24 protein-coding genes are annotated in these 23251 nt (G+C 75.2%); 15 read left to right on the top strand and 9 right to left on the bottom strand.

Translation table 11 applies throughout. The features are described 5' to 3' along the window. The first annotated feature begins 61 nt into the window (after positions 1–61). Positions 62–1201: a uroporphyrinogen-III synthase gene (locus P3H78_RS09570; RefSeq protein WP_276108434.1), complete on the top strand. Its 1140-nt coding sequence runs from the start codon at positions 62–64 to the stop codon at positions 1199–1201. Continuing rightward, a complete protein-coding gene (locus P3H78_RS09565) occupies positions 1198–2109 on the top strand; it encodes a sirohydrochlorin chelatase (protein ID WP_276108433.1) in 912 nt (303 codons plus the stop codon). Before P3H78_RS09570 ends, P3H78_RS09565 begins: the two co-directional genes overlap by 4 nt. 297 nt (positions 2110–2406) lie before the next feature. Here the strand turns inward: P3H78_RS09565 and P3H78_RS09560 are convergent, their stop codons facing one another. Next, on the bottom strand, positions 2407–2946 hold the full coding sequence (locus tag P3H78_RS09560; protein ID WP_276108432.1) for a MarR family winged helix-turn-helix transcriptional regulator: 540 nt from the start codon (positions 2944–2946) through the stop codon (positions 2407–2409). A 245-nt stretch (positions 2947–3191) separates the two neighbouring features. Here P3H78_RS09560 and P3H78_RS09555 point away from each other — a divergent pair, with 245 nt between their 5' ends. Both P3H78_RS09555 and P3H78_RS09550 read left to right on the top strand, forming a co-directional pair. After that, a complete protein-coding gene (locus tag P3H78_RS09555) occupies positions 3192–4262 on the top strand; it encodes an alkene reductase (protein ID WP_276108431.1) in 1071 nt (356 codons plus the stop codon). A gap of 84 nt (positions 4263–4346) precedes the next feature. Beyond that, positions 4347–5252, top strand: a complete 906-nt coding sequence (locus tag P3H78_RS09550; RefSeq protein ID WP_276108430.1) for an NADP-dependent oxidoreductase — start codon at positions 4347–4349, stop codon at positions 5250–5252. Between the two features lie 217 nt (positions 5253–5469). On the opposite strand, the gene P3H78_RS09545 is transcribed toward P3H78_RS09550, so the two are convergent. Beyond that, positions 5470–6357 carry a LysR family transcriptional regulator gene (locus P3H78_RS09545; protein WP_276108429.1) on the bottom strand — a complete coding sequence of 296 codons (888 nt, stop codon included), beginning with the start codon at positions 6355–6357 and terminating at the stop codon, positions 5470–5472. A gap of 126 nt (positions 6358–6483) precedes the next feature. On the opposite strand from P3H78_RS09545, the gene P3H78_RS09540 reads away from it, so the two are divergent. From P3H78_RS09540 to P3H78_RS09520, 5 genes are all read left to right on the top strand, one after another. Continuing rightward, positions 6484–6873, top strand: a complete 390-nt coding sequence (locus P3H78_RS09540) for a VOC family protein (protein WP_276108428.1) — start codon at positions 6484–6486, stop codon at positions 6871–6873. Positions 6874–6946: 73 nt separating this feature from the next. Continuing rightward, entirely contained in the window at positions 6947–7480 is a 534-nt protein-coding gene (locus P3H78_RS09535) for a TspO/MBR family protein (RefSeq protein ID WP_276108427.1), read from the top strand. A 132-nt stretch (positions 7481–7612) separates the two neighbouring features. Continuing rightward, on the top strand, positions 7613–8179 hold the full coding sequence (locus tag P3H78_RS09530) for a DinB family protein (protein WP_276108426.1): 567 nt from the start codon (positions 7613–7615) through the stop codon (positions 8177–8179). 268 nt (positions 8180–8447) lie between these two features. Next, positions 8448–9110, top strand: coding sequence for a response regulator transcription factor (locus tag P3H78_RS09525; RefSeq protein WP_276108425.1), 663 nt, complete (start codon positions 8448–8450; stop codon positions 9108–9110). Then, a complete protein-coding gene (locus tag P3H78_RS09520) occupies positions 9107–10591 on the top strand; it encodes a sensor histidine kinase (protein ID WP_276108424.1) in 1485 nt (494 codons plus the stop codon). Before P3H78_RS09525 ends, P3H78_RS09520 begins: the two co-directional genes overlap by 4 nt. A gap of 57 nt (positions 10592–10648) precedes the next feature. Here the strand turns inward: P3H78_RS09520 and P3H78_RS09515 are convergent, their stop codons facing one another. Beyond that, positions 10649–10846, bottom strand: coding sequence for a hypothetical protein (locus P3H78_RS09515; protein ID WP_276108423.1), 198 nt, complete (start codon positions 10844–10846; stop codon positions 10649–10651). 364 nt (positions 10847–11210) lie between these two features. On the opposite strand from P3H78_RS09515, the gene P3H78_RS09510 reads away from it, so the two are divergent. The 3 genes from P3H78_RS09510 (at position 11211) to P3H78_RS09500 (ending at position 12991) form a co-directional block, all read left to right on the top strand. Further along, positions 11211–11414, top strand: a complete 204-nt coding sequence (locus P3H78_RS09510) for a hypothetical protein (protein ID WP_276108422.1) — start codon at positions 11211–11213, stop codon at positions 11412–11414. Between the two features lie 333 nt (positions 11415–11747). Then, complete coding sequence (locus tag P3H78_RS09505) at positions 11748–12407, top strand: YceI family protein (protein ID WP_276108421.1); 660 nt, start codon at positions 11748–11750, stop codon at positions 12405–12407. A gap of 92 nt (positions 12408–12499) precedes the next feature. After that, on the top strand, positions 12500–12991 hold the full coding sequence (locus P3H78_RS09500) for a GNAT family N-acetyltransferase (RefSeq protein WP_276108420.1): 492 nt from the start codon (positions 12500–12502) through the stop codon (positions 12989–12991). A gap of 54 nt (positions 12992–13045) precedes the next feature. Here the strand turns inward: P3H78_RS09500 and P3H78_RS09495 are convergent, their stop codons facing one another. Both P3H78_RS09495 and P3H78_RS09490 read right to left on the bottom strand, forming a co-directional pair. Next, positions 13046–14443, bottom strand: a complete 1398-nt coding sequence (locus tag P3H78_RS09495) for an MFS transporter (RefSeq protein WP_438827930.1) — start codon at positions 14441–14443, stop codon at positions 13046–13048. Continuing rightward, positions 14440–15276 carry a class I SAM-dependent methyltransferase gene (locus tag P3H78_RS09490; RefSeq protein WP_276108419.1) on the bottom strand — a complete coding sequence of 279 codons (837 nt, stop codon included), beginning with the start codon at positions 15274–15276 and terminating at the stop codon, positions 14440–14442. The genes P3H78_RS09495 and P3H78_RS09490 overlap by 4 nt, the downstream gene beginning before the upstream one ends. Positions 15277–15554: 278 nt before the next feature. Between P3H78_RS09490 and P3H78_RS09485 the strand changes: the two genes are divergently transcribed. Next, on the top strand, positions 15555–16292 hold the full coding sequence (locus P3H78_RS09485; protein ID WP_276108418.1) for a flavodoxin family protein: 738 nt from the start codon (positions 15555–15557) through the stop codon (positions 16290–16292). 199 nt (positions 16293–16491) lie between these two features. After that, entirely contained in the window at positions 16492–18786 is a 2295-nt protein-coding gene (locus tag P3H78_RS09480; protein WP_276108417.1) for a heavy metal translocating P-type ATPase, read from the top strand. Positions 18787–19097: 311 nt separating this feature from the next. Here the strand turns inward: P3H78_RS09480 and P3H78_RS09475 are convergent, their stop codons facing one another. Both P3H78_RS09475 and P3H78_RS09470 read right to left on the bottom strand, forming a co-directional pair. Continuing rightward, complete coding sequence (locus P3H78_RS09475; protein ID WP_276108416.1) at positions 19098–19583, bottom strand: ATP-binding protein; 486 nt, start codon at positions 19581–19583, stop codon at positions 19098–19100. Positions 19584–19702: 119 nt separating this feature from the next. Next, entirely contained in the window at positions 19703–20290 is a 588-nt protein-coding gene (locus P3H78_RS09470) for a rhodanese-like domain-containing protein (protein WP_276108415.1), read from the bottom strand. 602 nt (positions 20291–20892) lie between these two features. Between P3H78_RS09470 and P3H78_RS09465 the strand changes: the two genes are divergently transcribed. Beyond that, positions 20893–21231 (top strand): STAS domain-containing protein, encoded by a 339-nt coding sequence (locus tag P3H78_RS09465; protein WP_276108414.1) that lies wholly within the window; start codon positions 20893–20895, stop codon positions 21229–21231. Between the two features lie 51 nt (positions 21232–21282). On the opposite strand, the gene P3H78_RS09460 is transcribed toward P3H78_RS09465, so the two are convergent. Together P3H78_RS09460 and P3H78_RS09455 are read right to left on the bottom strand one after the other, a co-directional pair. Then, complete coding sequence (locus tag P3H78_RS09460) at positions 21283–21951, bottom strand: response regulator (protein WP_276108413.1); 669 nt, start codon at positions 21949–21951, stop codon at positions 21283–21285. Further along, a complete protein-coding gene (locus tag P3H78_RS09455; protein ID WP_438827949.1) occupies positions 21948–23204 on the bottom strand; it encodes a sensor histidine kinase in 1257 nt (418 codons plus the stop codon). The genes P3H78_RS09460 and P3H78_RS09455 overlap by 4 nt, the downstream gene beginning before the upstream one ends. Positions 23205–23251 lie beyond the last annotated feature (47 nt).

Below are 23251 nucleotides of genomic sequence, written 5' to 3'. Positions count from 1 at the left end.
ACTAACCCGCCCGTGACCGGCGCGCAACCCGTCGGTAACGGCCCGGCCCGAGTCTGCGTCCATGGCCACCCGTGCACTTGAGAACCCGAGCACTCCACCGGGACCGCTGACCGGTTTCACGGTGGGCGTGACCGCCGACCGGCGCCGCGACGAACTCGTCGCCCTCCTGACGCGGCGCGGAGCCCGCGTGGTCCAGGCCCCGGCGCTGCGCATCCTCCCGCTGGAGGACGACGTCGCGCTGCGCCGGGCGACCGAGCAGTGCCTGACCGCTCCGCTCGACTACGTCGTGGCCACCACCGGTGTGGGCTGGCGCGGCTGGATGAGCGCGGCCGACGGCTGGGGGTACGGCGCGGCGCTCTCGCTGGCGTGCCGGAACGCCGTCGTCCTCACACGCGGCCCGAAGGCCACGGGCGCGGTGCGCGCGAGCGGCCTCGACGAGGGGTTCTCCCCCTCGACCGAGGCCACGGACGAACTCCTGACCTGGCTGCTGGCCCGTCCTCTGGAGGGCCGCCGCATCGCCGTGCAGGAGCACGGGATCGCGCTCACCTCGTTCGCCGCCGCGCTGCGCGAGCGCGGCGCGGACGTCGTCCCGGTGCCGGTCTACCGATGGGCACCACCGGAGGATCCGGGGCCGGTGCGGCGCCTGGTGGAGCAGACCGCCCGCCGTGAGGTCCACGCGCTGACGTTCACCAGCGCGCCGGCGATCAGCGCCTTCCTGGAGACCGCGCGCACCGACGGGCTGTACGACCAGGTCCTCGCCGCGCTGGCCGACGAGGTGGTGCCGGTGTGCGTGGGCCCGGTCTGCGCCCGCCCGCTGCGGGCCGCCGGGGTCGACCCGCTGTGGCCGGAGCGCGGACGGCTGGGCGCCCTGGTCCGTACCCTCACCGACACCCTGCCCGCCCGCAGTCGCCGCGACATCCCGCTGGGGCCGTGCACGCTGACGCTCCAGGGCAGCGCCGTCTGGGTGGGCGAGGACAGCTACTGGCTCTCCCCGAAGAGCGCCTCGCTCCTGCGCGCACTCGCGGAACGGCCGGGCTGGGTGCTCAGCCGGGCCCAGCTCCTGCGCCGCGCCTGGGCGGGCTCCGACGCCGACGAGCACGCCGTGGAGGGGGCGATCGCCCGGCTGCGTGCCTCCATGGGCCCGCACGGCAGGCTGGTGCGGACCGTCCCCAAGCGCGGCTACCGGCTGGCGGCCGCATGAGCGCCCGGTCCCGCACCGCCGCTGCCGTGGAGCGGCGCGGCGTGCCGCCGACGCTGCTGGCCGTGGCACACGGGACCCGGGATGCCGACGGCGTCGCCGTGGTCGAGCGCCTCGCCGCCCGCGTGCGCGCGCTGCGGCCCGAGCAGAGGATCGAACTCTGCTCGCTCGACCTCGTCTCCCCCGACCTGCCGCAGGCTCTGGCGCGCCTGCGGGGAGAGGTGATCGTGGTCCCGCTTCTGCTGGGCACGGGCTACCACGTACGCGTCGACATCCCGGGCGCCCTGGCCGCCGCTCCCCGGGTGCGGGCCCGCCTCGCCCGCCCCCTCGGGCCCCATCCCCTCCTGGCCGACGCGCTCGCCGACCACCTGGCCGCCGCCGGACGGCCCCCGGGAGGCGGTCCGGTCGTGCTCGCCGCGGCCGGGTCCAGCGATCCCACCGCGAACGCGGACGCCGCGGTGATGGCCTCCCTGCTGCACCGCCGCCTCGCCGCCGCGGGGCCGGCCGGGCCGACCAGGGGCCGCGGTGCAGGCGGCGACGAGGTGATCCCTGCCTACCTCAGCATGGCCTCCCCCACCCCCGCCGAAGCCGTCGCGGCGCTCCGCTCGCAGGGGCACCGGCACATCACGGTCGCTCCGTACCTGCTGGGCCCGGGCTTCTTCGCCCGCCGCGCCGCAAGCGCCGGAGCGGATGTGACGTCGGCCCCCGTGGGCAGCCACGAGTCGGTCGCCCGGCTGGTGCTCCGTCGGTACGACGAGGCCAGGGGCGCCCTCCGGCCTGCCGCACCGGGGTCCGCGCACGGGCAGGGCCGCAGGGGTGCGGGAGCGGCACCCCTGAGGCGCCCGGGCGAGGTGACGGCCCCGCCGGGCAGCGGGCTGCCTCCGGGACGGATCGCTGCTTCCCGGCGCTGAACATCCGCCTCGCCCGAGGTGTCCGTGGTGGGCACCTTGCCGTCGCCCGGCGTGCAGGACTCCGGTCCGGGGACGGGGTGGGCCTTCCCGTAGGTCCGGACGACGTCCCCACCGCGATCGATGGAGATCGCCCCGCCGCGCCCGTACGCCGGTGCGGCCCGCCGGCATCCGGTCCCCGCTGGGCCCTGGGGCGTGTCCGCACCGTGGCGACGCGCCCCCGGTGCACGGGGAATCACCCGGGGCGCGGGGAGAGCCTCCGCTCGGGGCACGGGCGCCCGGTGCGCCGGACCGACGGTGCTACCGCTGCGGGTCCGCATCCGCCGAATCGGCGGCGGCCACGGCGAGGTTGTGCTCCAGGCGCTCCAGGGTGCGCAGGGCCGCGGCGCGTTCGTCGTCCGAGAGGCCCGCGGTCGAGATGTCCTCGAGCCGGCTCCACACCTGCTCGACCTCACGGCGCAGGGCGTGGCTGGCCGCGGTGGGTTCGATGAGCGAGGCACGCCTGTCGGTGGGCGAGGGGCGGCGGCGGACGAAGCCGGCCTGCTCCAGGCGCCGGACGGTGCGGGTCATGGTGGCGGCGTCGGAGTCCAGCAGCCGCACCAGGTCGGTCTGCCGCTGGGGGCCGAGTTCCCACAGATGCATCATGACCAGCTCCTGGCCCGGATGCAGGCCGATGCGGCGCAGCAGCTGGCCCGCGAACATGCGGTGCAGGCGGGCCAGTCGGAAGATCGCGTGGCTGATCGGACCGCTGCCGGCCGCGGCGGGCACCGGGACGGTGGCCTCCTGCACCGCCTCGGCGGGAACCCGTCCGGATCCGGCCTCCGGCGTGGACTGCGCCATCTCTTCCTCACTTCCCTGTCCGAGCAGCCTCACCCTATCGCCCCGCAGCCCCTCTCGCCCGCACTCGTTTCGGCGGAGGCACCGCCAGGCAGTACAGCCGGACAGCAGGGCATGACGGGCGTCACATGAAGAGCCGGGAATGAGTCCGGGGCATTTACCTGTTCGGACAGGTGATTTACTTGTTCAGACAGGCAATCGACGCGGTCCAGTGTGCCCGGACCGCGCTCACCCCGAGGAAGAGGACCATGACCACGGCATTCGATCCGATCGAACTGGGCGGCAGGCGCCTGGCCAACCGCGTCGCGATGGCGCCGATGACCCGCAGCCGCGCCCACGGGCCCGGCGCCGAGCCCACCGAGCTGATGGCGGCGTACTACGCGCAGCGTGCCGGCGCCGGGCTGATCGTCACCGAGGGCGTCCAGCCCTCGCCGGTCGGCCAGGGCTACCCCGACACCCCCGGCCTGCACACGCCGGGGCAGGTGCGGGCGTGGCGGACGGTGACCGACGCCGTGCACCGCGAGGGCGGCGTGATCTTCGCCCAGCTGATGCACACCGGCCGGATCGGCCACCCGAGTCTGCTGCCCGACGGCCTGGTGCCGGTGGGCCCGTCCGCGGTGGCCGCCCGGGGCCAGGTGTTCACCCACGAGGGGCCGAAGGACTTCGTGACGCCGAGGGAGCTGAGCGGGACGGAGATCCGGCAGACGATCGCCGACTTCGCCGCCGCGGCCCGCAATGCCGTCGAGGCCGGGTTCGACGGCGTGGAGATCCACGGCGCCAACGGCTACCTGGTCCACCAGTTCCTCGCGTCCGGCACCAACCGGCGCACCGACGCCTGGGGCGGCGGCACCGAGGGCCGGATCCGCTTCGCCGTGGAAGTCGTCACGGCAGTGGCCGAGGCGATCGGCGGCCACCGGGTCGGCCTGCGGATCTCGCCCGGAAACCCGTACAACGACATGTCCGAGGACGATCCGGGCGAGGTGTACGGGGCCCTGCTGGACCGGCTCTCCGGCCTGGGGGCGGCCTACCTGCACCTGATGGAGGGCCCGGACCGCGGCCTGACGGCGCGGCTGCGCAAGGCCTGGCCCGGCGTGTTCGTCCTCAACCCCTTCACCCACCCGGCCGCCACCGGCCCCGAGGCACTGGAACTGATCGAGGAGGGCGGCGCGGACATGATCGCCTACGGGGCGCTCTTCCTGGCCAACCCCGACCTCCCCCGGCGCCTGGCGGCCGGCGGTCCGTTCAACACCCCGGACCAGGTCACCTTCTACGGCGGCGACCACCGCGGCTACACCGACTACCCCGCGCTGACCGCCTGAGCGGCGCGTGCGCCGGCACGGCCGCACCGTGGACCAGAGCACGTGCGGCCGCCTTCCCCACCTGCCACCACCAGGGAGTTCCCGATGTCCAAAGCGATCACTTTCTCCGAGTACGGCGCACCCGAGGTGCTGCGGCTGTCCGAGGTCACCGCGCCGGAGCCCGGGCCGGGCCAGGTCCGGATCCGGGTGCGGGCCGCCTCCGTCAACCCCCTCGACCTGAAGATCCGGTCCGGTCTCATGGCCGGCGTCGTGCCCGCCCGCTTCCCCGTGACCCCCGGCATCGACGCCGCCGGAGTCGTCGACGTCGTCGGCGAGGGTGCCGACGCGGCCGTCGGGGACGAGGTCCTCGGTTCCACCGCCGGCGGCAGCTACGGCGAGTACGCCCTGCTCGACCGGCCGGTGGCCAAGCCCGGGGCACTGTCGTGGGAGGGCGCCGCCGCGCTGGTCGCGGTCGGGCAGACCGCGTTCCGTGTCCTCGATCAGCTCGGAGTGCAGGCGGGCCGGACCCTGCTCGTGCACGGCGCCGGCGGCAGCGTGGGCACCCTCGCGGTGCAATTGGCCGCCGCCCGCGGGGTCACCGTCGTCGGAACGGCCGGTGAACGCGACATCGAGCGCGTCACCGCGCTCGGGGCCACCGCCGTCCGCTACGGCGACGGCTGGGCGGACCGGGTGAGGGCCGCGGCCCCGCAGGGGGTCGACTTCGTCCTCGACGCCTCGGGCGCCGGTGTGCTCGCCGAGTCCGTCGCCCTGACCGGTGACGGCGCCCGCGTCGTCACCATCGCCGACATGTCCGCCGCGCAGCACGGCGTCCGCTTCAGCGCAGGCGGTGCCGAGGAGGACGGCCGGTACCTGCCGGAGCTGGTGCACCTGGCCGCAGCCGGCAGCCTCACGCTGCCGATCTGGCGCACCTATCCCCTCGCGGACGCCGCACAGGCGCACAGCGATCTGGAGGCCCACCGCAACCACGGCAAGGCGGTCCTGCTGCCCTGACCGGTCCCGCGGGGGCACGCTCAGTCCGGGTCCGCGAGCCGTGCGCGGGCCCGGAAGAGCCGCTGCGCGGTCCGGACGGCGGCGGTCACGAGGACGCCCCCGGCCCTCGCGACCGCCGCACGCACCGGGAGGGCCGACTGGATCGCTGCAAGCAGCAGGCCCGGTCGAGACGTTCGCCTCTGCCGTCGCCCGGGCGGACCGGAAGGAGGCGAGCGGATCAGGCGCCGGGAGACGGCGTGCCGGAGTCCAGCAGGGCGAGGAAGGCGGAGGCTGCGGGCGACGGGGTGAAGCGGCTCCACACGAGGCGCTCCACCCGTACCGGTCCGTCGGTGATCGGCACGCACCGCAGTCCGTGCAGTTCGGCGGTGAAGGCGGCGGGCAGCAGGGCGATGCCCAGTCCGTGGCGCACCATCCGGACCATCAGCTCGACGCCGGACACCTCGAAGGCGACCTCGCGCCGCAGGCCGACGGCTGCGAACGCCCGGTCCGACTGGGCGCGGGCGGCGCTGCCGTCGGCGAAGTCCACGAACACCTCCTCGGAGAGGAGGCGGAGGTCCACCTCGTGCCGGGTGGCCAGGGGGTGGCCCGGGGCGACCACCGCGACGTGCCGCCCGTGGGCGAGTTCCCTGTCCCGGACGCCCTGCGGCCGGAATCCGGGCTGCACGCCGAGGAACGCCACGTCCAGCGCGCCGTCGCGCACCTGCTCGACGAGCCGCTCGCTGGCGCCGGTCCGGAGGCTGATCCGCACCTGCGGGTGGCGCAGGCGGTAGTCCCGCAGCACCGCGGGGAGATCGACGGCCGCCACGGTGGGGATCGAACCGACGGTCAGCCGGCCCCGGATCTCACCCGTGGCCGCGGCCACCTCCGCCCGGGCCCGCTCGGCTGCTTCCAGGGCCTGGCGGGCGGCCGGCAGGAACGCCTCACCCGCGGGGCTCAGCCGCACCCGGCGGCTGGTCCGCTCGAACAGCCGGGCGCCCAGTTCCTTCTCCAGCCGGGCCACCTGGTGGCTGAGCGCGGACTGGACGACGTGGCACTGCTCGGCGGCGCGGGTGAAGCTGGCGGTCTCCGCGACCGCGACGACGTACCGCATCTGCTGGAGATCCATTGATCCATCGTGCAGCACGATGGATCGGATGAAAAACATGTATTGGATCAATGGATATGTCCTCGGCGATGCTGGAGGCCGCACCGCCACCGGCGCCCCGGGCGCCCCGACACCGCGGAGTCGTCCATGCGCGTCATCGCCTTCGACCACCTCGTCCTGAACGTCGCCGACATCGAGCGTGCGCTCACCTTCTACACCGGCCCGCTGGGCCTGGAGCCGGTCCGGGTGGAGGAGTGGAGAGCCGGCAAGGCTCCCTTCCCGTCCGTGCGGGTGAGCCCCACCACCATCATCGACCTCGTGAAAGCACCCGCGGAGCAGCCGGAGGGCTCCAACGTCGACCACATCTGCCTCGTGGTGGAGCCGCTCGACTGGCAGCAGGTCGTCGACTCCGGCGTCTTCACGGTGCTGGACGGTCCCGGCAAGCGCTTCGGCGCCCGGGGCACCGCACTCTCCCTCTACGTGCGGGACCCGGACGGCAACACCGTGGAGCTGCGCTGGTATCCGCAGGACGCCTGACGGGGGCACGCCTCCCGGCGATCCCGGAGCGCGCGGCCGTGCGCGGAGCCCCGGGGCGGGTACAGGGATCGTCATGAGGATCATCAGCGAGCGTACGCAGCCCGGCCGGCGCGCGGCCTGGACGGCCGGCGCGGTCGCCGCCGTGTCCCTGACCGCCTTCGCGGGGGCCCGGGCCGTCGACGCGGACAGCGACTGGTACCGATCGCTGGACAAGCCGGCCTGGCAGCCGCCCTCCTGGGCGTTCGGCGTGGTGTGGACACCGCTGTACGCCTCGATCGCCTGGTCCGCGGGGCGAGCACTCGACCGGGCCGGCGGCCGGGAGCGGACGGCGCTGGCGGCCGGCCTGGCGGCCAACCTGGCGCTGAACACGGCGTGGAACCATCTGTTCTTCGGCCGCCGGAGCCCCCTGGCCGGGCTGATCGGAACCGTCCTCCTCGACGTCAGCAACGCCCAGCTCCTGCGCCGGACGGCGGCGACCGACCGCCCGGCCGCCGCCGCCCTGGTCCCCTACGCCTCCTGGTGCCTGTTCGCCACCGCGCTGAACGCCTCGCTGGTGCGGCGCAATCCGGCCGGCCGGGTCGGCCGTCTTCTCGCCCCGGCTCGGTGAGCCGCCTTCCCGGCGCCTGACGCAAGGCCGCACCGCGCCGCGCCCGCGGCCGGCGGATCTCCCCGGCGGCCGCTGTCCGCCGAGGGGTCCCCCCGCTTACTCGGTGGCGGACCCGAGCCGCCGCCCATCACCATGCTCCGCATGACTGACCAACCCGCGCGATGGACCCGGGCGAACGCCTACCCCGACATGTGGGCCGACCCGGACGACGACCCCCGCAACAACGAGGACAGCCCCGACGGCGAACTCGCCACACTGCAGGACTTCCTGACGAACTACCGCCTGACCCTGCGGATGAAGTGCGACGGACTGGACGCGGGGCAGCTGGCCCGCCGGTCGGTACCGCCCTCGACGATGTCGCTGCTCGGCCTGCTCCGGCACCTCGCCGAGGTGGAACGGGACTGGCGCAACTGGCTCGGCGACGGCGAACCGCTGCCGAAGCTGTACGGCGCGAAGGACGCGGACTTCCACGGCGCCGTCGCCGAGCAGGCCGTGGTCGACACCGCGTACGCCGATCTGGAGCGCGAGCAGGCCGCCACCGACGCCGCGCCGGCCCGGTACGCCGACCTGGGCGAGCGCGTCGGTAAGGACAGGATCTCGATCCGGGAGCTGATGGTGCACCGGGTCGAGGAGTACGCCCGCCACAGCGGCCACGCCGACCTGCTGCGCGAGCGCGTCGACGGAAGGGTGGGCCAGTAGGGGCGGCGCCCGGTCACCGGTCCCGCGGCAGGACGCACCCCGCGTGAGGGCGGCCCTTCCGAGGGTGGGACGGTCCGGCGCCTGCGGTATCGTCTACACCAATGTAGTCAGCTCGGAGGGCCGCTCGCCCCCGCACCGGCTGTTCACCGGTGAAGCACCTGCCACCACCTGCGACGACGCGCGCACCCCGGCGACCGCCGCACCGGACCCCGCCGGGTGCGCCGAGGCGCGGGTGGTACGGCCCGACAGGGGGTCGTGAGGGAGAGGAATGCGCCGCAAGATCCTGGTCGTCGAGGACGATCACGCCCTGCGCGACGTGCTGCGCCGCGGCCTCTACGACGAGGACTTCGAGCCCGTGCCCGCCGCCGACGGGGCCACCGCGCTGCGGCTGGCCACTCCGGACGTCTGCGCGGCCGTCCTGGACATCGGGCTGCCCGACGCGGACGGGCGGGACGTGTGCCAGGCCCTGCGCGCCAACGGCTTCCTCGCCCCGGTGATCTTCCTGACCGCCCGGCACCAGCTCACGGACCGGCTGTCCGGCTTCTCCGCGGGCGGGGACGACTACCTGCCCAAGCCCTTCCACCTCGCCGAGCTCGCCGCCCGCCTGCGCGCGGCCCTCAAGCGCGCCGCGCCGCCGCCCACGGCCGCCGTCGGAGACCTGGTGCTGGACGCCGTCCAGCACAGCGCGACCTGCGGCGGCACCGCCGTCGCCCTGTCCCCCACCGAGTTCCGGCTGCTGGCCACGCTGGTCGCCGCGGGCGGCGAGACCGTCCGCCGGCGGGAGCTGCTGCGGGCCGGCTGGCCCGAGGGCGCCCAGGTGAGCGACAACACACTGGACCAGTACCTGACCCGGCTGCGCCGCAAGCTGCGGGAGGCCGGCAGCGCACTGACCATCGGCACGGCGCGCGGGATCGGCCACCGGCTGTCATGAGGACCCTCGTACGCCGTCTGGCTCCCCGTACGCTGCGCGGCCGGCTGTCGCTGGTGGCGCTGACCACGGCCGCGCTGCTGATGACCGTGCTGACCGTGGTCTTCAACGCCGTCATGGACCGGCATCTGCAGCACCAGGCGGACGACGAGCTGCGGACCCGCGCGGCCGCCGTCGCCACGACCGTCGACACCAGCGGGTCCCGGGTGCGGGTCGTGGAGACCGGGAACGACCAGTTGCTCGACACCAACACCTGGGTCTACGCCGGTACCCGCCCGGTGGAGCGGCCGCCGTCCGCGACGGCCGGGAACCCGCTGACCCGGGCGGCCGACCGGACGGCGGCACGGCGGGGACCGGGCTGCGCGACGGTGGGGAGCGGCTCCCGCTCGGTGCGGATGTGCGCCCAGCCCGTGCCCGGCGGGCGGGGCACCGCCACCGTGGTCACCGCCCTGGACCTCGCCCCGTACCGCAGCTCGGCCGACACCCTGCTGTTCGGCTCGCTGGTCCTGGACGCCGTGATGCTGGCCTGCACCTACGGACTGACCCGGCTGGCGGTCGGCCGTGCGCTGCGGCCCGTGGGCACGATGACCGACCAGGCCACCCAGTGGAGCGCCGTGGCCTCCGACGAGCGCTTCGGGGCAGCGGACCGCCCCGCCGAGCTGGCCCGCCTGGGCCACTCGCTGGACGCCCTGCTGGACCGGATACGGGCGGTGCTGCGCCACGAGCGCCGGCTCACCGGCGAGCTGTCCCACGAGCTGCGGACACCGCTGACCCGGATCGTCATCGAGCTGGACTGGTGGCGTTCCCGTCCCCGCACCGCCGCGGAGACCCGGGCGACGCACGAGACGATCGCCGAGGCCGCCCAGTCCATGCGCAGCATCTGCGACACCCTGCTCAACGACGCACGGGAGAGCGCGCTGAACCCGGCGACGGCCTCCGACACGGCCGACGTCGTCCCCGTCCTGCGCCGGCTGACCCGGCAGCTGGAGGCGCCGGGACACGTGACGGCCGCGGTCGAGGCGGGCTGCGCCGTGCCCGCCGGGGCGGCGCGCGCGCAGGGCGGGCGGCCCGGCGGCGGGCGGGGCCGGGAGCGGCGGCCGGAGCGGCCCGCCGTCAGTGCGGCACCGGAGGGCTCCGGTGCCGCACTGACGGCGGGCGTGGCACCGGCCGTGCTGGAACGCATCGTGAGCCCCCTGCTGGCCAACGCCGTCCGGTACGCCCGCTCCCGGGTGACGGTGTCCGTCCGGGGCGCGTCCGGTGCGGTGCTCATCGACGTGACCGACGACGGTCCGGGAGTGCCGGAGCAGTTCACCGGCGACCTCTTCCAGCCGGGCCGGCGCGCCGACGCCGGCGACGGCCACGACGGGGCCGGGCTCGGGCTTCCCCTCGCGCGGCGGCTGGCCCGCGCGGTCGGCGGCGAGGTCGCGCACGACCCCGGCCATCGGCCCGGCGCCCGCTTCACGGTCCGCCTGCCGGCCGGCTGAGCATGTCTGCTGCCCGGGTTCCGAAGAACCCGGGCAGCAGACATGCTCAGGCGTGGGCTACAGGCCCGACGGCAGCGCGGCGTGCGACCAGGACGACGGGGCCGCGGGCGCCGGGCCGGAGGGGAGCGAGCCGATCGACTGCCCCATCACGCCTTCGAGTTCGAGGCGTATGCTCGCGGCCGCGTCGCGCACCCGGGCGGGTATGTCCCCCCGCTCGGCGACGAGTTGGTGATAGATGGGGGCGTCTTGGAACACGTTGACCGGACCTTCCCGTCTGCGGTTTGAGGCAGTATTGCAACGGCTGCCGAGTGTAGGGGCAGTCGCGCGCATCCCTGACAACGGTACGGAGTTGAGGGGTTTGTCCGGGCACGGACCCGGACACCGCGGACACGCCCGGCCCTCTGCCGCCCCGCACGGGCCGGCGGCGCCCGAGGCCGGCAGGACGGCGCACGGGAGACCGGCGGACGCCCGGGCAGAAGGCGCCGGAGGCCGCGGCCGGGAAAGGGGCCGGAGGGTCCGGGCGGAGCAGCATGCTCCCGCGGCACATGCGGGATCACGGTTCGGTTCCGGTCGCCGCGGGGGTCGTACCGGAGGCGCCGGCCGCACCGTTGTCGAGAGCATGAGCGACGATCTGACGCCTTCGACGCACACCCAGCTGCTGGGCGCCTACTGGCTGGACTCCCCCTACCTGCACCGGGATTCCTGCTGCTGCTTCGAGCACCCCCGGCCCCGGGTGCGGGCGGGCCGGGTCGCCCGGGCGGCGCTGACGGTGCTCGCCTACGCGGCGATCGTCACCGCTCTCGCCGTCACGGCCGGGACCTGAGGACGGCGGCCCCGCGCACCCCGGAGGCGTCGCGGCTCCCGGAGTTCCGTCGGCGCCCCGCTTTCCCTTTTCGACACGACGACACCGGTGCACGCGCCGCGATACCACCGTCACCGGGGGTGAGTATTTCCTCCGCGTGAATGCACCGCAGCACCGGAATGACACGCGCGCAACTCCGCCGAATCATTGGGGGGCGACGTAGCGGGGATGTGCGGATCGTGTGGTCCCCGGCTCCACAGGTACGGCTTATTCGCCTGTCGGCGGGGATTCGCCGCGCACCCCACCCCGGCGATGACTTGCGGCGATATCAGTGGTGCAGTAACTAGGTCGTCCATGAACCTGTTCAACCGCGGTGGATCCGCTCGCCGCTCGACCCCCACCCTCGTCCGTCCCCGCGCCGCCGAGCGTCCGGGATCCGCCCCGGCCGCCGGGCCCGAGCCCGCCCTGGCCGCGCTGTCGGGCGACTGGCTGATCGACCCCGCGCACAGCCGCATCGGCTTCTCGGTCCGGCATGCCATGGTCACGACGGTGCGCGGCGCGTTCACGGAGTTCACGAGCCGGCTCCGCTTCGACGGTGTCGACCCCACGCGGTCCCAGGCCGAGATCACCCTGTCGACGGCCAGCGTGGACACCGGCGTGGAGCAGCGCGACGCGCACCTGATCGGCCGGGACTTCCTGGACGCCGCGACCTTTCCGCATCTGACGTTCGCCAGTACCGCGGTGCAGCTCCTCGGTTCCGACGTGTACCGCATGACCGGCGATCTCACCATCAGGGACGTGACGCGTCCCGTCGTTCTTGATCTCACCTATATCGGGCACGTCACCGATCCGTTCGGCTATCAGCGCGTCGGATTCGACGGCACCACCACGATCAATCGCTCCGAATGGGGCCTGACGTACAACGCGAAGCTGGCCGAGGGCGGGGCCATGGTGAGCGAAAAGGTGCGCCTCCAATTCGACATCGCGGCGATCCGCACTTCTCCCGCCGGCTGACCGGGAGTTCCGGCCGGGTCGGGCGCCGCGGATCCGGACCGCCGTGACCGCGGTGGGTCCGCGGGGCGACGGCGGTGGATACCCTGGGGCGCATGCCGAAGCTGGAGCGCCTACGGGCCGACCACGCGCCCGCCCTGCTGGCCTTCGAGCGGGAGAACCGCGCGTACTTCGCCCGCTCGATCTCGGACCGCGGCGACGCGTACTTCACCGAGTTCGCCTCCCGGCACCGGGCGCTCCTCGCCGAACAGGACGCCGGAGTCAGCCACTTCCACGTCGTCGTGGACGAGGCGGGCGAACTGCTGGGCCGCGTCAATCTCGTCGACGCCGTGGCGGGGAGCGCCGTACTCGGGTACCGCATCGGTGAACGGTCCGCCGGCCGGGGCGTGGCGACGGCCGCGGTCGCGGAGGTGTGCCGGCTGGCCGTCTCGGCGTACGGGCTCCGTGCGCTCACCGCGATGACCACCCTGGACAACGCGGCGTCCCGGGCCGTGCTGGCGCGCTCCGGGTTCACCGAGGCGGGCCCTGTGGACATCGGGGGCCGCCCCGGCGTCCGCTTCCACCGCCGGCTGACCGCATCGGGCTGACCGGACGGGCCGGGACGCCCGCCCCGGTCCGCCCCTGCATGCCGTCCGGGTCCGCTACCCGGACCCGGCCTTCGCGGGCACGCACCGCCAGGCGAGGGCCGCCGCCGCCAGGTAGGCGAGCGCGCCCGCGGCCATGGAGGTGCGCAGCCCCGCGCCGAAGCCGCTGTGCGTGGCGAGCAGGCTGCCGCCGAGTGCCACGCCGGTGGCGCTGCCGATCTGGCGGGTGGTGTTGAACAGGGCCGAGGCGGCGCCCGAGTACTCCGGGGGCGCGGCGCCCATCACGGTGGCCGTCGAGCCGGTGAGGGCGAAGGACGTGCCGAAGCCGGCCGCCATCATCGGAGCCACCAGCAGCGCGTAGGCGGCGTCGGCCCCGGCGACGGCCCACCCGCCCAGTCCCAGCGCGGCCAGGACCATGCCGGAGACGACCAGCGGCCGGTGACCGGTGCGGCGGGACAGCCGCCCGGACACGACCGAGGCGAACATGGTCATGGCGACCGCCGGGAAGAGCGCCGCCCCGGCCGCCAGGGCGCTGAAGCCGCGGTCGTGCTGGAAGTACAGGCTGGCGGTGAACACCATCCCGTAGAAGCCGAAGTTGAACAGCAGGCCGATGACCGCTCCGCCGCTCATCTCCCGGGAGCGCAGCAGGGTCAGCGGCAGGGCCGGGGCGCGGGCCAGCCGCTCGCGTGCGACGAACGCGGCGGCGGCCGCCGCGGCCAGCGCCAGCCCGGCGAGGACGGCGGGGTCGGACCAGCCGCGGCGCCCCGCCTCGTTCAGTGCGGCGGTGAGCAGGGCCACCGCCGCCACCACCGCGCACTGCGCCGGCCAGTCCAGCGCGCGGTCGGCACGGCGCGGGGAGGGCGTGACGTGCCGCAGGGTGAGCAGCAGGCACGCCGTCCCGACGGGCAGGTTGATGAGGAACACCCACCGCCAGCCCACCGTGGTGACCAGCAGCCCGCCCAGCAGCGGCCCGGCGGAGGCGGCGATGCCGGCCATCGAGCCCCACAGGCCGAAGGCCCAGGAGCGGGCCGCGGGCGCCGGGTAGGCCTGCTGCAGCAGGGCGAGCGAACCGGGCACGATGAGGGCCGCGCCCAGACCCTCGGCGAGTCTGGCCGTCACGAGCGCGAAGGTGTTCGGGGCGAGCGCGCACGCGGCGGAGGCCAGGGTGAAGACCACCACGCCGGAGCAGAACACCCGGCGGTTGCCCAGCCGGTCCCCCAGCGCTCCGCCGGCCATGAGGAAACCGGCGAGGACGAGGGTGTAGCCGTCCGTGATCCACTGGATGCCGGTCAGCGAGGCCGACAGGTCCCGGCCCACGACCGGCACGGCGACGTTGATGATCGTCACGTCCAGGATGACCATGAAGTACCCGGCGCACACCGCGAGCAGCGCCGCCGGGGACCTCCGCCCGGGCCGTACGGCCGGCTCGGCGGCGGGCAGGGGCGCCCCGGTCACGGCGGCGCCGCCGGCCTGCGCCCCCAGGCCGTGAGCATGCCGGGGGACAGTCCGGCGTACGCCGGCGACTCCAGCCGGCGCTGCGCCTCGTCGATCCCGGCGTCGTCCACCAGGCCGGTGCCCACCATGGCGATGCGCGCCCGGTCCCAGGTACCGGCCCAGAACCGACTGATGGGGCTGCCGGGCAGCAGCGGCGGCACGTGGATCTCGGCGGCCACCTCCTCCAGGCCGGCGTCGGCGAGCAGCCGGGGGCAGCCGGGCACCCAGGACACGTCGGTGCCGATGGTCTCCCGCAGGCCGCGCCACATCGCCCGCATCGCCGTCGTGTACGGCGTCGGCGGCGCGTTCTCGGTGGTCAGGTCCACCGCGTCGCTGAGCACGAGGATCCCGCCGGGCGCGAGCAGGGCGGAGAGCCGTGCGGCCATCCGTGCGGGGTGCGGCAGGTGCATCAGCACGAACCGGGCGTGGACGAGGTCGAAGAGGCCGGGGGCGAAGTCCGGGGAGGTCGCGTCGGCCTCCAGCGGGGTCAGTCCGGGGACGGGCTCGGCGGTGAGGAAGCGGATGTCCCGGTCCACCGCGACGACCTCGGCCACGCCCGCCTCGCGCAGCAGTGCGCGGGCCACCGTGCCGGTGCCGGCGCCCACGTCCAGGCAGCGTGTGCCCGGCCCGGCGCCGAGCTGCGTCAGGCGGGCGAGCGTGGTCGCGTCGTAGGCGAGCGCGCCGAGGTCGATGCGCTCCGCCTCCCCCTCGTCCTGGGGGCGGAACACCCGCTCGCCGTAGAGTCCCGGGCCCTGCGGCGCCCGCGGGGCCGAGGTGCCCTCTTCCCGTGCCACCCGTCCAGTCTGGCGGCCGGGCGCGGACCGTACACGTCGGGACCGCACGGCACGGGCCGCGGGCCGCGACCGCGTCGGCACCGGTCCAGCCGGCTTCTCGCCCGGCTCCCCGCGCCGGGGCGCACCGTGCCCTCCTCCGCTTCGCCGAGTGCGTTCGGCCGTCGGGGTGGTTGTCCGGGGCGGAGGGTGCCGCGGCGGACGCGGGCCGTCGCGACGCCCGCACGATGGGGCTCCGCGCCACCGTGACCGGCATGGTGGCACCGCCCCCGGGAGGGCCCGTGACCACCTCGCCGCCGACCTCCAGCACTCCGCCCGCGCACTACGACGACCTGCGCGCCCTCTTCGTGAACTGCACGCTCAAGCGCTCACCGGAACGCAGCCACACCCAGGGGCTGGTCGACCGCAGCGTGGGCATCATGGCGGAGCAGGGCGTCCACGTGGACGTCGTACGCGCCGTGGACCTGGACCTCGCGACCGGCGTCTGGCCGGACATGACGGAGCACGGCTGGCCGAGCGACGCCTGGCCCGAGCTGTACGAGCAGGTCCTCGCGGCCGACATCCTCGTCCTGGCCGGCCCGATCTGGCTGGGCGACAACAGCTCGGTGACCAAGCGTGTCGTGGAGCGCCTGTACGCCTGCTCCAGCCTCCTCAACGACGCCGGGCAGTACGCCTACTACGGCCGGGTCGGCGGCTGTCTGATCACGGGCAACGAGGACGGCGTGAAGCACTGCGCCATGAACCTCCTCTACAGCCTCCAGCACCTCGGCTACACCATCCCGCCCCAGGCCGACGCGGGCTGGATCGGCGAGGCGGGCCCGGGGCCGTCGTACCTCGACCCCGGCTCGGGCGGCCCGGAGAACGACTTCACCCGCCGCAACACCACCTTCATGACGTGGAACCTGCTGCACCTGGCCCGGCTGCTCAAGGACGCCGGCGGCATCCCCGCCCACGGCAACCAGCGCTCCGCCTGGGACGCGGGCTGCCGGGACGACCGGGAGAATCCGGAGCACCGCTAGTCCGCCAGTCCGCTTCTCCGCGGCCGTCCTGGCAGACACCGCCGCGGAGAACGCCCCGCGGCGTCCCGCGCACACCGGTGTGGACGCCGCCGGTTTCGGCGGGTGTCCCGGATCGGGAAGGGGGCGCCGTCGGGAATACCCCCTAGGGGTATGGTGTTAGTGTCGTCGTCACAGAGCCCAGTATCCGGAGGCGGAGACGATGACCGAGCAGGCGACCCAGGCGACCACCGGCCTCGCGCAGGCGCCGCACGGCGCGGCGCCTGCATCCGCCCGCGAGGTCGAGCTCCGCATCGGCGGAATGACGTGCGCCTCCTGCGCCGCCCGGGTGGAGAAGAAGCTCAACCGCATGGACGGAGTCACCGCCACGGTGAACTTCGCCACCGGCAAGGCACGGATCGCCTGCCCGGAGGACGTCGGGGTCGCGGACCTGATCGCCACCGTCGTGAAGACCGGGTACACCGCCGAGGAGCCCCCGCCGCCGGAGCCGCGGCCCGACGAGGCTCCGGCCCAGGACCCCTCACCGGACCCGGAGCTCGCCTCCCTGCGGCAGCGGCTCACGGTCTCCGCGGTGCTCAGCACCCCGGTCGTCCTGATGTCGATGGTGCCGGCGCTGCAGTTCGACAACTGGCAGTGGCTCTCGCTGACCCTGGCGGCGCCGGTCGTGGTCTGGGGGGCGCTGCCGTTCCACCGGGCGGCCCTCACCAACGCCCGCCACGGCACGGCCACCATGGACACGCTGGTCTCCCTGGGGACCCTGGCCGCCTTCGGCTGGTCCCTGTGGGCCCTGTTCCTGGGGCACGCCGGCATGCCGGGGATGCGCCACGCCTTCAGCCTCACCGTGTCCCGCACCGACGGCTCCTCCTCCCTGTACCTGGAGGCGGCCGCCGGGGTCACCGCCTTCATCCTGGCCGGGCGGTACCTGGAGGCCCGTTCCAAGCGGCGGGCGGGGGCGGCGCTGCGGGCCCTGCTGGACCTGGGCGCCAAGGAGGTGTCGGTGCTGCGCGGCGGCACCGAGGTCCGCATCCCGGTGGACCGGCTGGCCGTCGGGGACCGCTTCGTCGCACGGCCCGGCGAGAAGATCGCCACCGACGGGACGGTCGTCGAGGGCACCTCGGCCGTGGACGCCTCGCTGCTGACCGGCGAGTCCGTGCCGGTGGACGTGTCGGTCGGCGACCCCGTGACCGGGGCCACCGTGAACACCGCGGGCCGCCTCGTCGTGGAGGCCACCCGGGTCGGCGCCGACACCCGGCTCGCGCGGACCGCCGCCCTCGTGGAGGCCGCCCAGCACGGCAAGGCCGAGGCGCAGCGCCTCGCCGACCGCGTCTCCGCGGTCTTCGTACCCGTGGTGCTCGTCCTCGCGCTCGCCACCCTGACGGCGTGGCTGGCCCTCACCGGGGACGTCACCGCCGCCTTCACCGCGGCCGTCGCCGTCCTGATCATCGCCTGCCCGTGCGCCCTCGGGCTCGCCACGCCGACGGCCCTGATGGTCGGCACCGGCCGCGGGGCGCAGCTCGGCATCCTCATCAAGGGCCCGGAGGTCCTGGAGTCCACCCGCCGGGTCAACACCGTGGTCCTCGACAAGACCGGTACGGTCACCACCGGCCGGATGACCCTGCACGCCGTGCACACCGCCGCCGGAACCGGCGAGCAGGAGCTGCTGCGGCTGGCCGGCGCCCTGGAGCACGCCTCCGAGCACCCCGTCGCGCAGGCGGTCGCCACCGCCGCGGCCGAGCGGACGGGCACGCTGCCGGGCGTGGCGGACTTCACCGCCGTCCCGGGGCTGGGCGTCCGGGGTGCCGTCGAGGGGCACACGGTCCTGGTGGGGCGCGAGGCCCTGCTCGCCCAGGAGGCGATCACGCTCCCCGCGGAGCTGGCCGGAGCGAAGGCCGCCGCGGAGGACGAGGGGCGCACGGCGGTCGTCGTCGCCTGGGACGGCGCGGCCCGCGGTGTCCTCGCGGTCGCCGACGCGGTCAAGGAGACCAGTGGCGAGGCGGTCGCCGAGCTGCGCCGGCTGGGGCTGCGGCCGATCCTGCTGACCGGTGACAACCGGCGCGTCGCGGAGTCCGTCGCCCGGGCCGTCGGGATCGACGAGGTGATCGCGGAGGTCCTCCCGCAGGGGAAGGTGGACGTGGTCCGGCGGCTGCGGGCCGAGGGACGGACCGTGGCGATGGTCGGCGACGGGGTCAACGACGCGGCCGCGCTCGCCACCGCCGACCTCGGCCTGGCCATGGGCACCGGCACCGACGCGGCCATCGAGGCGAGCGATCTGACGCTCGTCCGCGGCGATCTGCGGGTGGCGGCGGACGCCATCCGGCTGTCCCGCCGGACCCTCGCCACCATCAAGGGCAACCTGGTGTGGGCCTTCGCCTACAACGTGGCCGCTCTCCCCCTGGCCGCCTTCGGCCTGCTGAACCCGATGATCGCGGGCGCGGCGATGGCCTTCTCGTCGGTCTTCGTCGTCACCAACAGCCTGCGGCTGCGGTCCTTCACCTAGTGCTGTGGCCGGAAAGGTGTGCCGGGAAGCCCGCGGCGTCCGGTGCTGGGGGCACCCCCCGCCGTTCAGGCTGTGGGGGAGCATCGCACGGCGGAGCGTCGCCCGCGGACTGGATGTACCCGGGTGAGGCGACGACGCAGCGAGGTGCCGTGCCGGGCGTCGCGAGCCGGTGCCCCTTCCGGCCACAGCACTAGCCGCGCCGGGCGGACGCCGGGCGGGCCTTCCGTCAGGCAGCCGCACCGGGCGCGTCCCGGAGACGCCCGGGACACCGGGCGGACTCAGCGGACTCAGGGGGACGAGGGCACGGCGGGTCAGCGCGCGCCGTGCCCGGCGACCTCGGCGAGGGTCCCAGCGAGCGGGATGCGTGCGGTGATGCGCTTGCCCACCGGCTCGCGCCGCACCTCGAACTCCTGCACCACGGCCATCACGATCTCCAGGCCGTGCTGGCCCACGCGGCCCGGGTCGGCGGCGCGCGCCACCGGCAGCACCGGGTCGCTGTCCCAGACGGCGACCTCGACCAGGTCCAGGTCTCCGAACACGATCCGCAGGTCCAGCAGCACCGGACCGGGCGCGTACTTGCGGGCGTTGGTGACCAGCTCGCTGACGACCAGCTGGGTCAGGTCCACCGCGCGCTGCGCGACCGCGAGGCCGTACGGGCCGCGCGCCCGCGCCAGGAAGTCGCCCGCGATGCGGCGGGCCTCGGCGATGCACGCGCCGTCCCCGTCCAGCGCGGCACCGGTCTCTATCACGTATGCGCCCGGTGCATCGCCCGCCTCGCCCAAGGGGACAGATTCCATCCGGACCGCCTTCATCACCCCGTTCACGAAACGGCGTGTACCCCCGCCCCCGCGATCTACGCCCGCTCCCTCCCCGTCGTCCGCGTCACACCGGAGGGAGCGGTCGGGCCGTACGGGCGTCAGCGGGCGAGCAGGGCCGCGCGGGCGGCGTCGAGGTCGGCGGCGCGGGGGCGGTTGTGGGGCAGCTTGCCGAGGACGACGGCCATCCCGCAGGTGTCGGTCAGCGCGGAGAAGACCAGCCCGCCCGCGATGGCCGCCGACAGCAGCTCGAAGGCCGGGTGCACCAGGAATCCGAGGAGGAGCCCGGTGAGGACCAGCGCGCCGGCGGTGAGACGGACCTGGCGCTCCATGCTCCAGGTGGTGTGCGCGCCGGGCGCCTCGGAGCGGTGCAGGGCGTGGCCAGCGGCGGCCCAGGCGCCGGTGCCGCCGGTGAGCGTCGCCGCGGTGACGCCCGCGTCGGCCAGGAGCCGGGCGGCGCCCTCGGAGCGGGCACCGGAGGCGCACACGAGGAGGACCTCGCCCTGCCCGGCCGCGTGCCGGATCTCCGGCAGCGCGTGCCGGAGGCGGTCCAGGGGGATGTTGAGGGCGCCGGGCAGGTGGCCCTCGGCGAACTCGCCGGGCGTGCGCACGTCGATGACGGTCAGTTCGCCGAGCCGGGTGCCGGCCTGGTCGGCCGCCAGGGCCTCGGGGGTGCTTGAGGAGGGCATGACGGTGGTCCTTTCGCGTTCCCGGGGGCTGTGGGCATCCGCATCGAGGACGCACCGTACTCCCGGGGATACGGGGTGGGGAAACGGGAGCCCCGCGGCATTCCGGTGGGCGAGACAGCCCCGGGGGGCCTCGTGGGCCCAGGGACCTCGTTCTCTCGGCCGAGCCGCCGCGACCTGGGGGCGGCGCCGTCCCGTGGGCCGACGGCCTGCGGGCCGGGAGTGGAAATGCGGGAAGGTGCCGACGGCCCCGGACGCGGGGAGGCGGCCCGGGGCACGTCCAGGAGGATGCCCGCCGGCTGCACCGCCCGGCGTCTCCTGACGGGACGCTGACGCCCGTCGCCGTCGCGCTGACGGAACGCTGGCGCGGGGCCGCGCGGCCCCGGCCGACGCTCGGAGTGACGTCACGGTGGGGCGTACGCCCGGATCGCGCGGGCGCGGCGTGGTGGGGACGTGGGCACGGGTCCCGCACACGGGGGGGGACGGCGCCCGACTCGCGAGGAGGGGATGGACCGGCCCGCACACATCACATACGGTATGAATCCTGCGTATATCGCATGAAGAGCGTCGCCCGGTGTGTCCGGACGATCGCGGAGGAGGTCGCCATGGCACCCGCATCCCATCCCGCCCCCGGGCTGCTGCCGACGGTGGCCGTCACGGCGGGCGGCCGGCGGGCCGAGCTGACGCTGACCGGCGACCTCGACGCCGCCACCCTGCGTGAGCTGGAGGAACGCCTCGTGCGACCGCCGCTGGACCGGGCCGGCGAATGGGTCCTCGACATGAGCGGGGTCAGCCACCTCGACCTGGCCTGCGCCTACGCGCTGCTCCGGGCCGCCACCCAGCGCCCGGAGATCGCGGCGCTCACCATCCGGGGCGCCCGGCGGCCGGTGCAGCGCACCCTGCGCCACGCCGGGATCGACACGATCGCCGAGATCACGGACTGACGCGGCCGCGGGGACCCGGCCGGCCGCCCCGCCGCGCCCCGTGCCGTCCGCTCAGCCCACGTCGGGCCGGACCAGTCCGAGGTCGTAGGCGAAGATGACGGCCTGCACCCGATCGCGGGCCCCCGTCTTCGCCAGGACCCGGCCGACGTGCGTCTTCACGGTGGACTCGGACAGCACGAGACGGGCGGCGATCTCACCGTTGGTCCAGCCCCTGCCGACGGCGACGAGGATCTCCCGCTCCCGTTCGGTGAGCGAGTCCAGCCGCCGGTCCGGGCCCGCGCCACCGCCGCGCGCGGGCACGAACCGGGTGAACTCGTCCAGCAGACGGCGGGTCAGGGCGGGCGCGATCACCGCGTCGCCGCCCGCGACGGCGCGGATGCCCGCGAGGAGTTCCTCGGGGTGCGCGTCCTTGAGGAGGAAGCCGCTGGCCCCGGCGCGGAGGGCGGCGTGGACGTACTCGTCGAGGTCGAAGGTGGTCAGCACGAGCACCCGCGACCGGTCGCCGGAGGCGACGATGCGGCGGGTCGCCTCGATGCCGTCCATGCCGGGCATCCGGACGTCCATCAGGACCACGTCGGGGCGCAGTTCGGCGGCCATGCGCACCGCCTCGGTGCCGTGCCCGGCCTCGCCGACCACGTCGGTCTCCGGCACGGAGTCGAGCAGCATGCGGAAGCCGTAGCGCTGGAGCGGCTGGTCGTCGACGAGGAGCACCGTGGTCATCGCGCGCCCCCCGCGGGGGCGAGGTCGAGGGTGGCCTCCACCCGCCAGCCCCCGCCGCTCGCCGGTCCGGCGCTGAGGTTCCCGCCGTAGAGAGCGGCTCGTTCGCGCATGCCCACCAGGCCGTGTCCTTCCTCGTTCCGCGGTCCTGGCCGTCCGGCCGGTCCGGTGTCCTGCACCCGGACGGTCAGCCGGGTGTCCTCGACGACGATCGCCAGGCTCACCCGGGTCTCGGTGCCGGCGTGCTTGAGGGTGTTGGTGAGGGCCTCCTGCACGATCCGGTAGACCGTCAGCTGCACGCCGCCGTCCAGGGCCTCCGTGGTGCCCACGGTGCGGTAGACGACGTCGAGGCCGGCGGCGCGCACCCCCGCGCACAGGGCGTCGATGTCGACGATGCCCGGCTGCGGACTGAGTTCCGGGCCGTCCCCCGGGGTCCCCGTGGTCTCGCGCAGCACGCCGAGGACGCGCCGCAGTTCGCCGAGGGCCTGCCGTCCGGCGTCGCCGATGAGCAGCAGGGCCTCCTTGCCGCGCTCCGGGGCCGTGCCGGTGGCGTAGGCGCCCGCGTCGGCGAGCGTGATCATGACGGAGAGGTGGTGGCCGACGATGTCGTGCATCTCGCGTGCCACCCGCGCCCGTTCGGTGGCGGCGGCCAGTCTGCTGCGCTGGTCCCGTTCCGTCTCCAGGCGGGCGGCCCGCTCCCGGAGCCCGGCGAGCTGGGCGCGGCGGATGCGGACGACGAGGCCGAGGGCGAGGGCCGCCGTCGCCGTGCTCAGCAGGAAGAACAGCGCGTCCCAGACGGACACGGCCCGGGACACACGGAGGGCGACCAGCACCATGCCGGCCGCCATGGCCCCGCACGCCCAGGGCAGCTGCCGCAGCCGGCCGTGCAGGGCGAGGCTGTACAGGGCGACGAAGAGAGCGACGTCCGCGCGCAGGGCCGCGCCCAGCGCCCACTGGAGCGCGAACACGGCGGCGACCGCCCCGAAGGCCGCAGCCGGCCGGCGCCGCCGCCACAGCAGGGGCAGCAGCAGCCCGGCCTGGAGGGCGGCGATCGCCGCCGTCGGCAGCCGGTGCGGCGCCAGCCGGAAGCGGTGCGGGCCGCCGCCGTCGGCGTCGCCGGCGTGCAGCAGCTCCGGGAGGCAGAACAGCAGCAGGAGCAGCACGACGACAGCCGTGTCCAGCGCCCACGGGTGGGCGCGGTCGGCCTGCCGCAGCCGCCGGCCGGCCCGGCCGAGCCGGGCGACCAGCGGCCCCATCCCGCCGACGTCGTCGCTGATCGCCAAGGAGGTCACCCGCCCATCAT

Source organism: Streptomyces tropicalis (assembly GCF_029269835.1).
Lineage (GTDB): Bacteria > Actinomycetota > Actinomycetes > Streptomycetales > Streptomycetaceae > Streptomyces > Streptomyces tropicalis.
The sequence above is the reverse complement of the archived record's forward strand: the minus strand, read 5'-3'. Positions and strand labels throughout refer to the sequence as shown.

Excerpts from the sequence above, each read along its gene's own strand:
- P3H78_RS09505 (WP_276108421.1), top strand. The coding sequence starts at position 11,748 with ATGAACCTGTTCAACCGCGGTGGATCCGCTCGCCGCTCGACCCCCACC.
- P3H78_RS09570 (WP_276108434.1), top strand. The coding sequence starts at position 62 with ATGGCCACCCGTGCACTTGAGAACCCGAGCACTCCACCGGGACCGCTG.
- P3H78_RS09460 (WP_276108413.1), bottom strand. The coding sequence starts at position 21,951 with ATGACCACGGTGCTCCTCGTCGACGACCAGCCGCTCCAGCGCTACGGC.
- P3H78_RS09525 (WP_276108425.1), top strand. The coding sequence starts at position 8,448 with ATGCGCCGCAAGATCCTGGTCGTCGAGGACGATCACGCCCTGCGCGAC.
- P3H78_RS09535 (WP_276108427.1), top strand. The coding sequence starts at position 6,947 with ATGAGGATCATCAGCGAGCGTACGCAGCCCGGCCGGCGCGCGGCCTGG.
- P3H78_RS09550 (WP_276108430.1), top strand. The coding sequence starts at position 4,347 with ATGTCCAAAGCGATCACTTTCTCCGAGTACGGCGCACCCGAGGTGCTG.
- P3H78_RS09470 (WP_276108415.1), bottom strand. The coding sequence starts at position 20,290 with ATGCCCTCCTCAAGCACCCCCGAGGCCCTGGCGGCCGACCAGGCCGGC.
- P3H78_RS09545 (WP_276108429.1), bottom strand. The coding sequence starts at position 6,357 with ATGGATCTCCAGCAGATGCGGTACGTCGTCGCGGTCGCGGAGACCGCC.
- P3H78_RS09565 (WP_276108433.1), top strand. The coding sequence starts at position 1,198 with ATGAGCGCCCGGTCCCGCACCGCCGCTGCCGTGGAGCGGCGCGGCGTG.
- P3H78_RS09480 (WP_276108417.1), top strand. The coding sequence starts at position 16,492 with ATGACCGAGCAGGCGACCCAGGCGACCACCGGCCTCGCGCAGGCGCCG.
- P3H78_RS09530 (WP_276108426.1), top strand. The coding sequence starts at position 7,613 with ATGCTCCGCATGACTGACCAACCCGCGCGATGGACCCGGGCGAACGCC.
- P3H78_RS09510 (WP_276108422.1), top strand. The coding sequence starts at position 11,211 with ATGAGCGACGATCTGACGCCTTCGACGCACACCCAGCTGCTGGGCGCC.
- P3H78_RS09500 (WP_276108420.1), top strand. The coding sequence starts at position 12,500 with ATGCCGAAGCTGGAGCGCCTACGGGCCGACCACGCGCCCGCCCTGCTG.
- P3H78_RS09455 (WP_438827949.1), bottom strand. The coding sequence starts at position 23,204 with ATGGGGCCGCTGGTCGCCCGGCTCGGCCGGGCCGGCCGGCGGCTGCGG.
- P3H78_RS09520 (WP_276108424.1), top strand. The coding sequence starts at position 9,107 with ATGAGGACCCTCGTACGCCGTCTGGCTCCCCGTACGCTGCGCGGCCGG.
- P3H78_RS09540 (WP_276108428.1), top strand. The coding sequence starts at position 6,484 with ATGCGCGTCATCGCCTTCGACCACCTCGTCCTGAACGTCGCCGACATC.
- P3H78_RS09465 (WP_276108414.1), top strand. The coding sequence starts at position 20,893 with ATGGCACCCGCATCCCATCCCGCCCCCGGGCTGCTGCCGACGGTGGCC.
- P3H78_RS09555 (WP_276108431.1), top strand. The coding sequence starts at position 3,192 with ATGACCACGGCATTCGATCCGATCGAACTGGGCGGCAGGCGCCTGGCC.
- P3H78_RS09475 (WP_276108416.1), bottom strand. The coding sequence starts at position 19,583 with ATGGAATCTGTCCCCTTGGGCGAGGCGGGCGATGCACCGGGCGCATAC.
- P3H78_RS09560 (WP_276108432.1), bottom strand. The coding sequence starts at position 2,946 with ATGGCGCAGTCCACGCCGGAGGCCGGATCCGGACGGGTTCCCGCCGAG.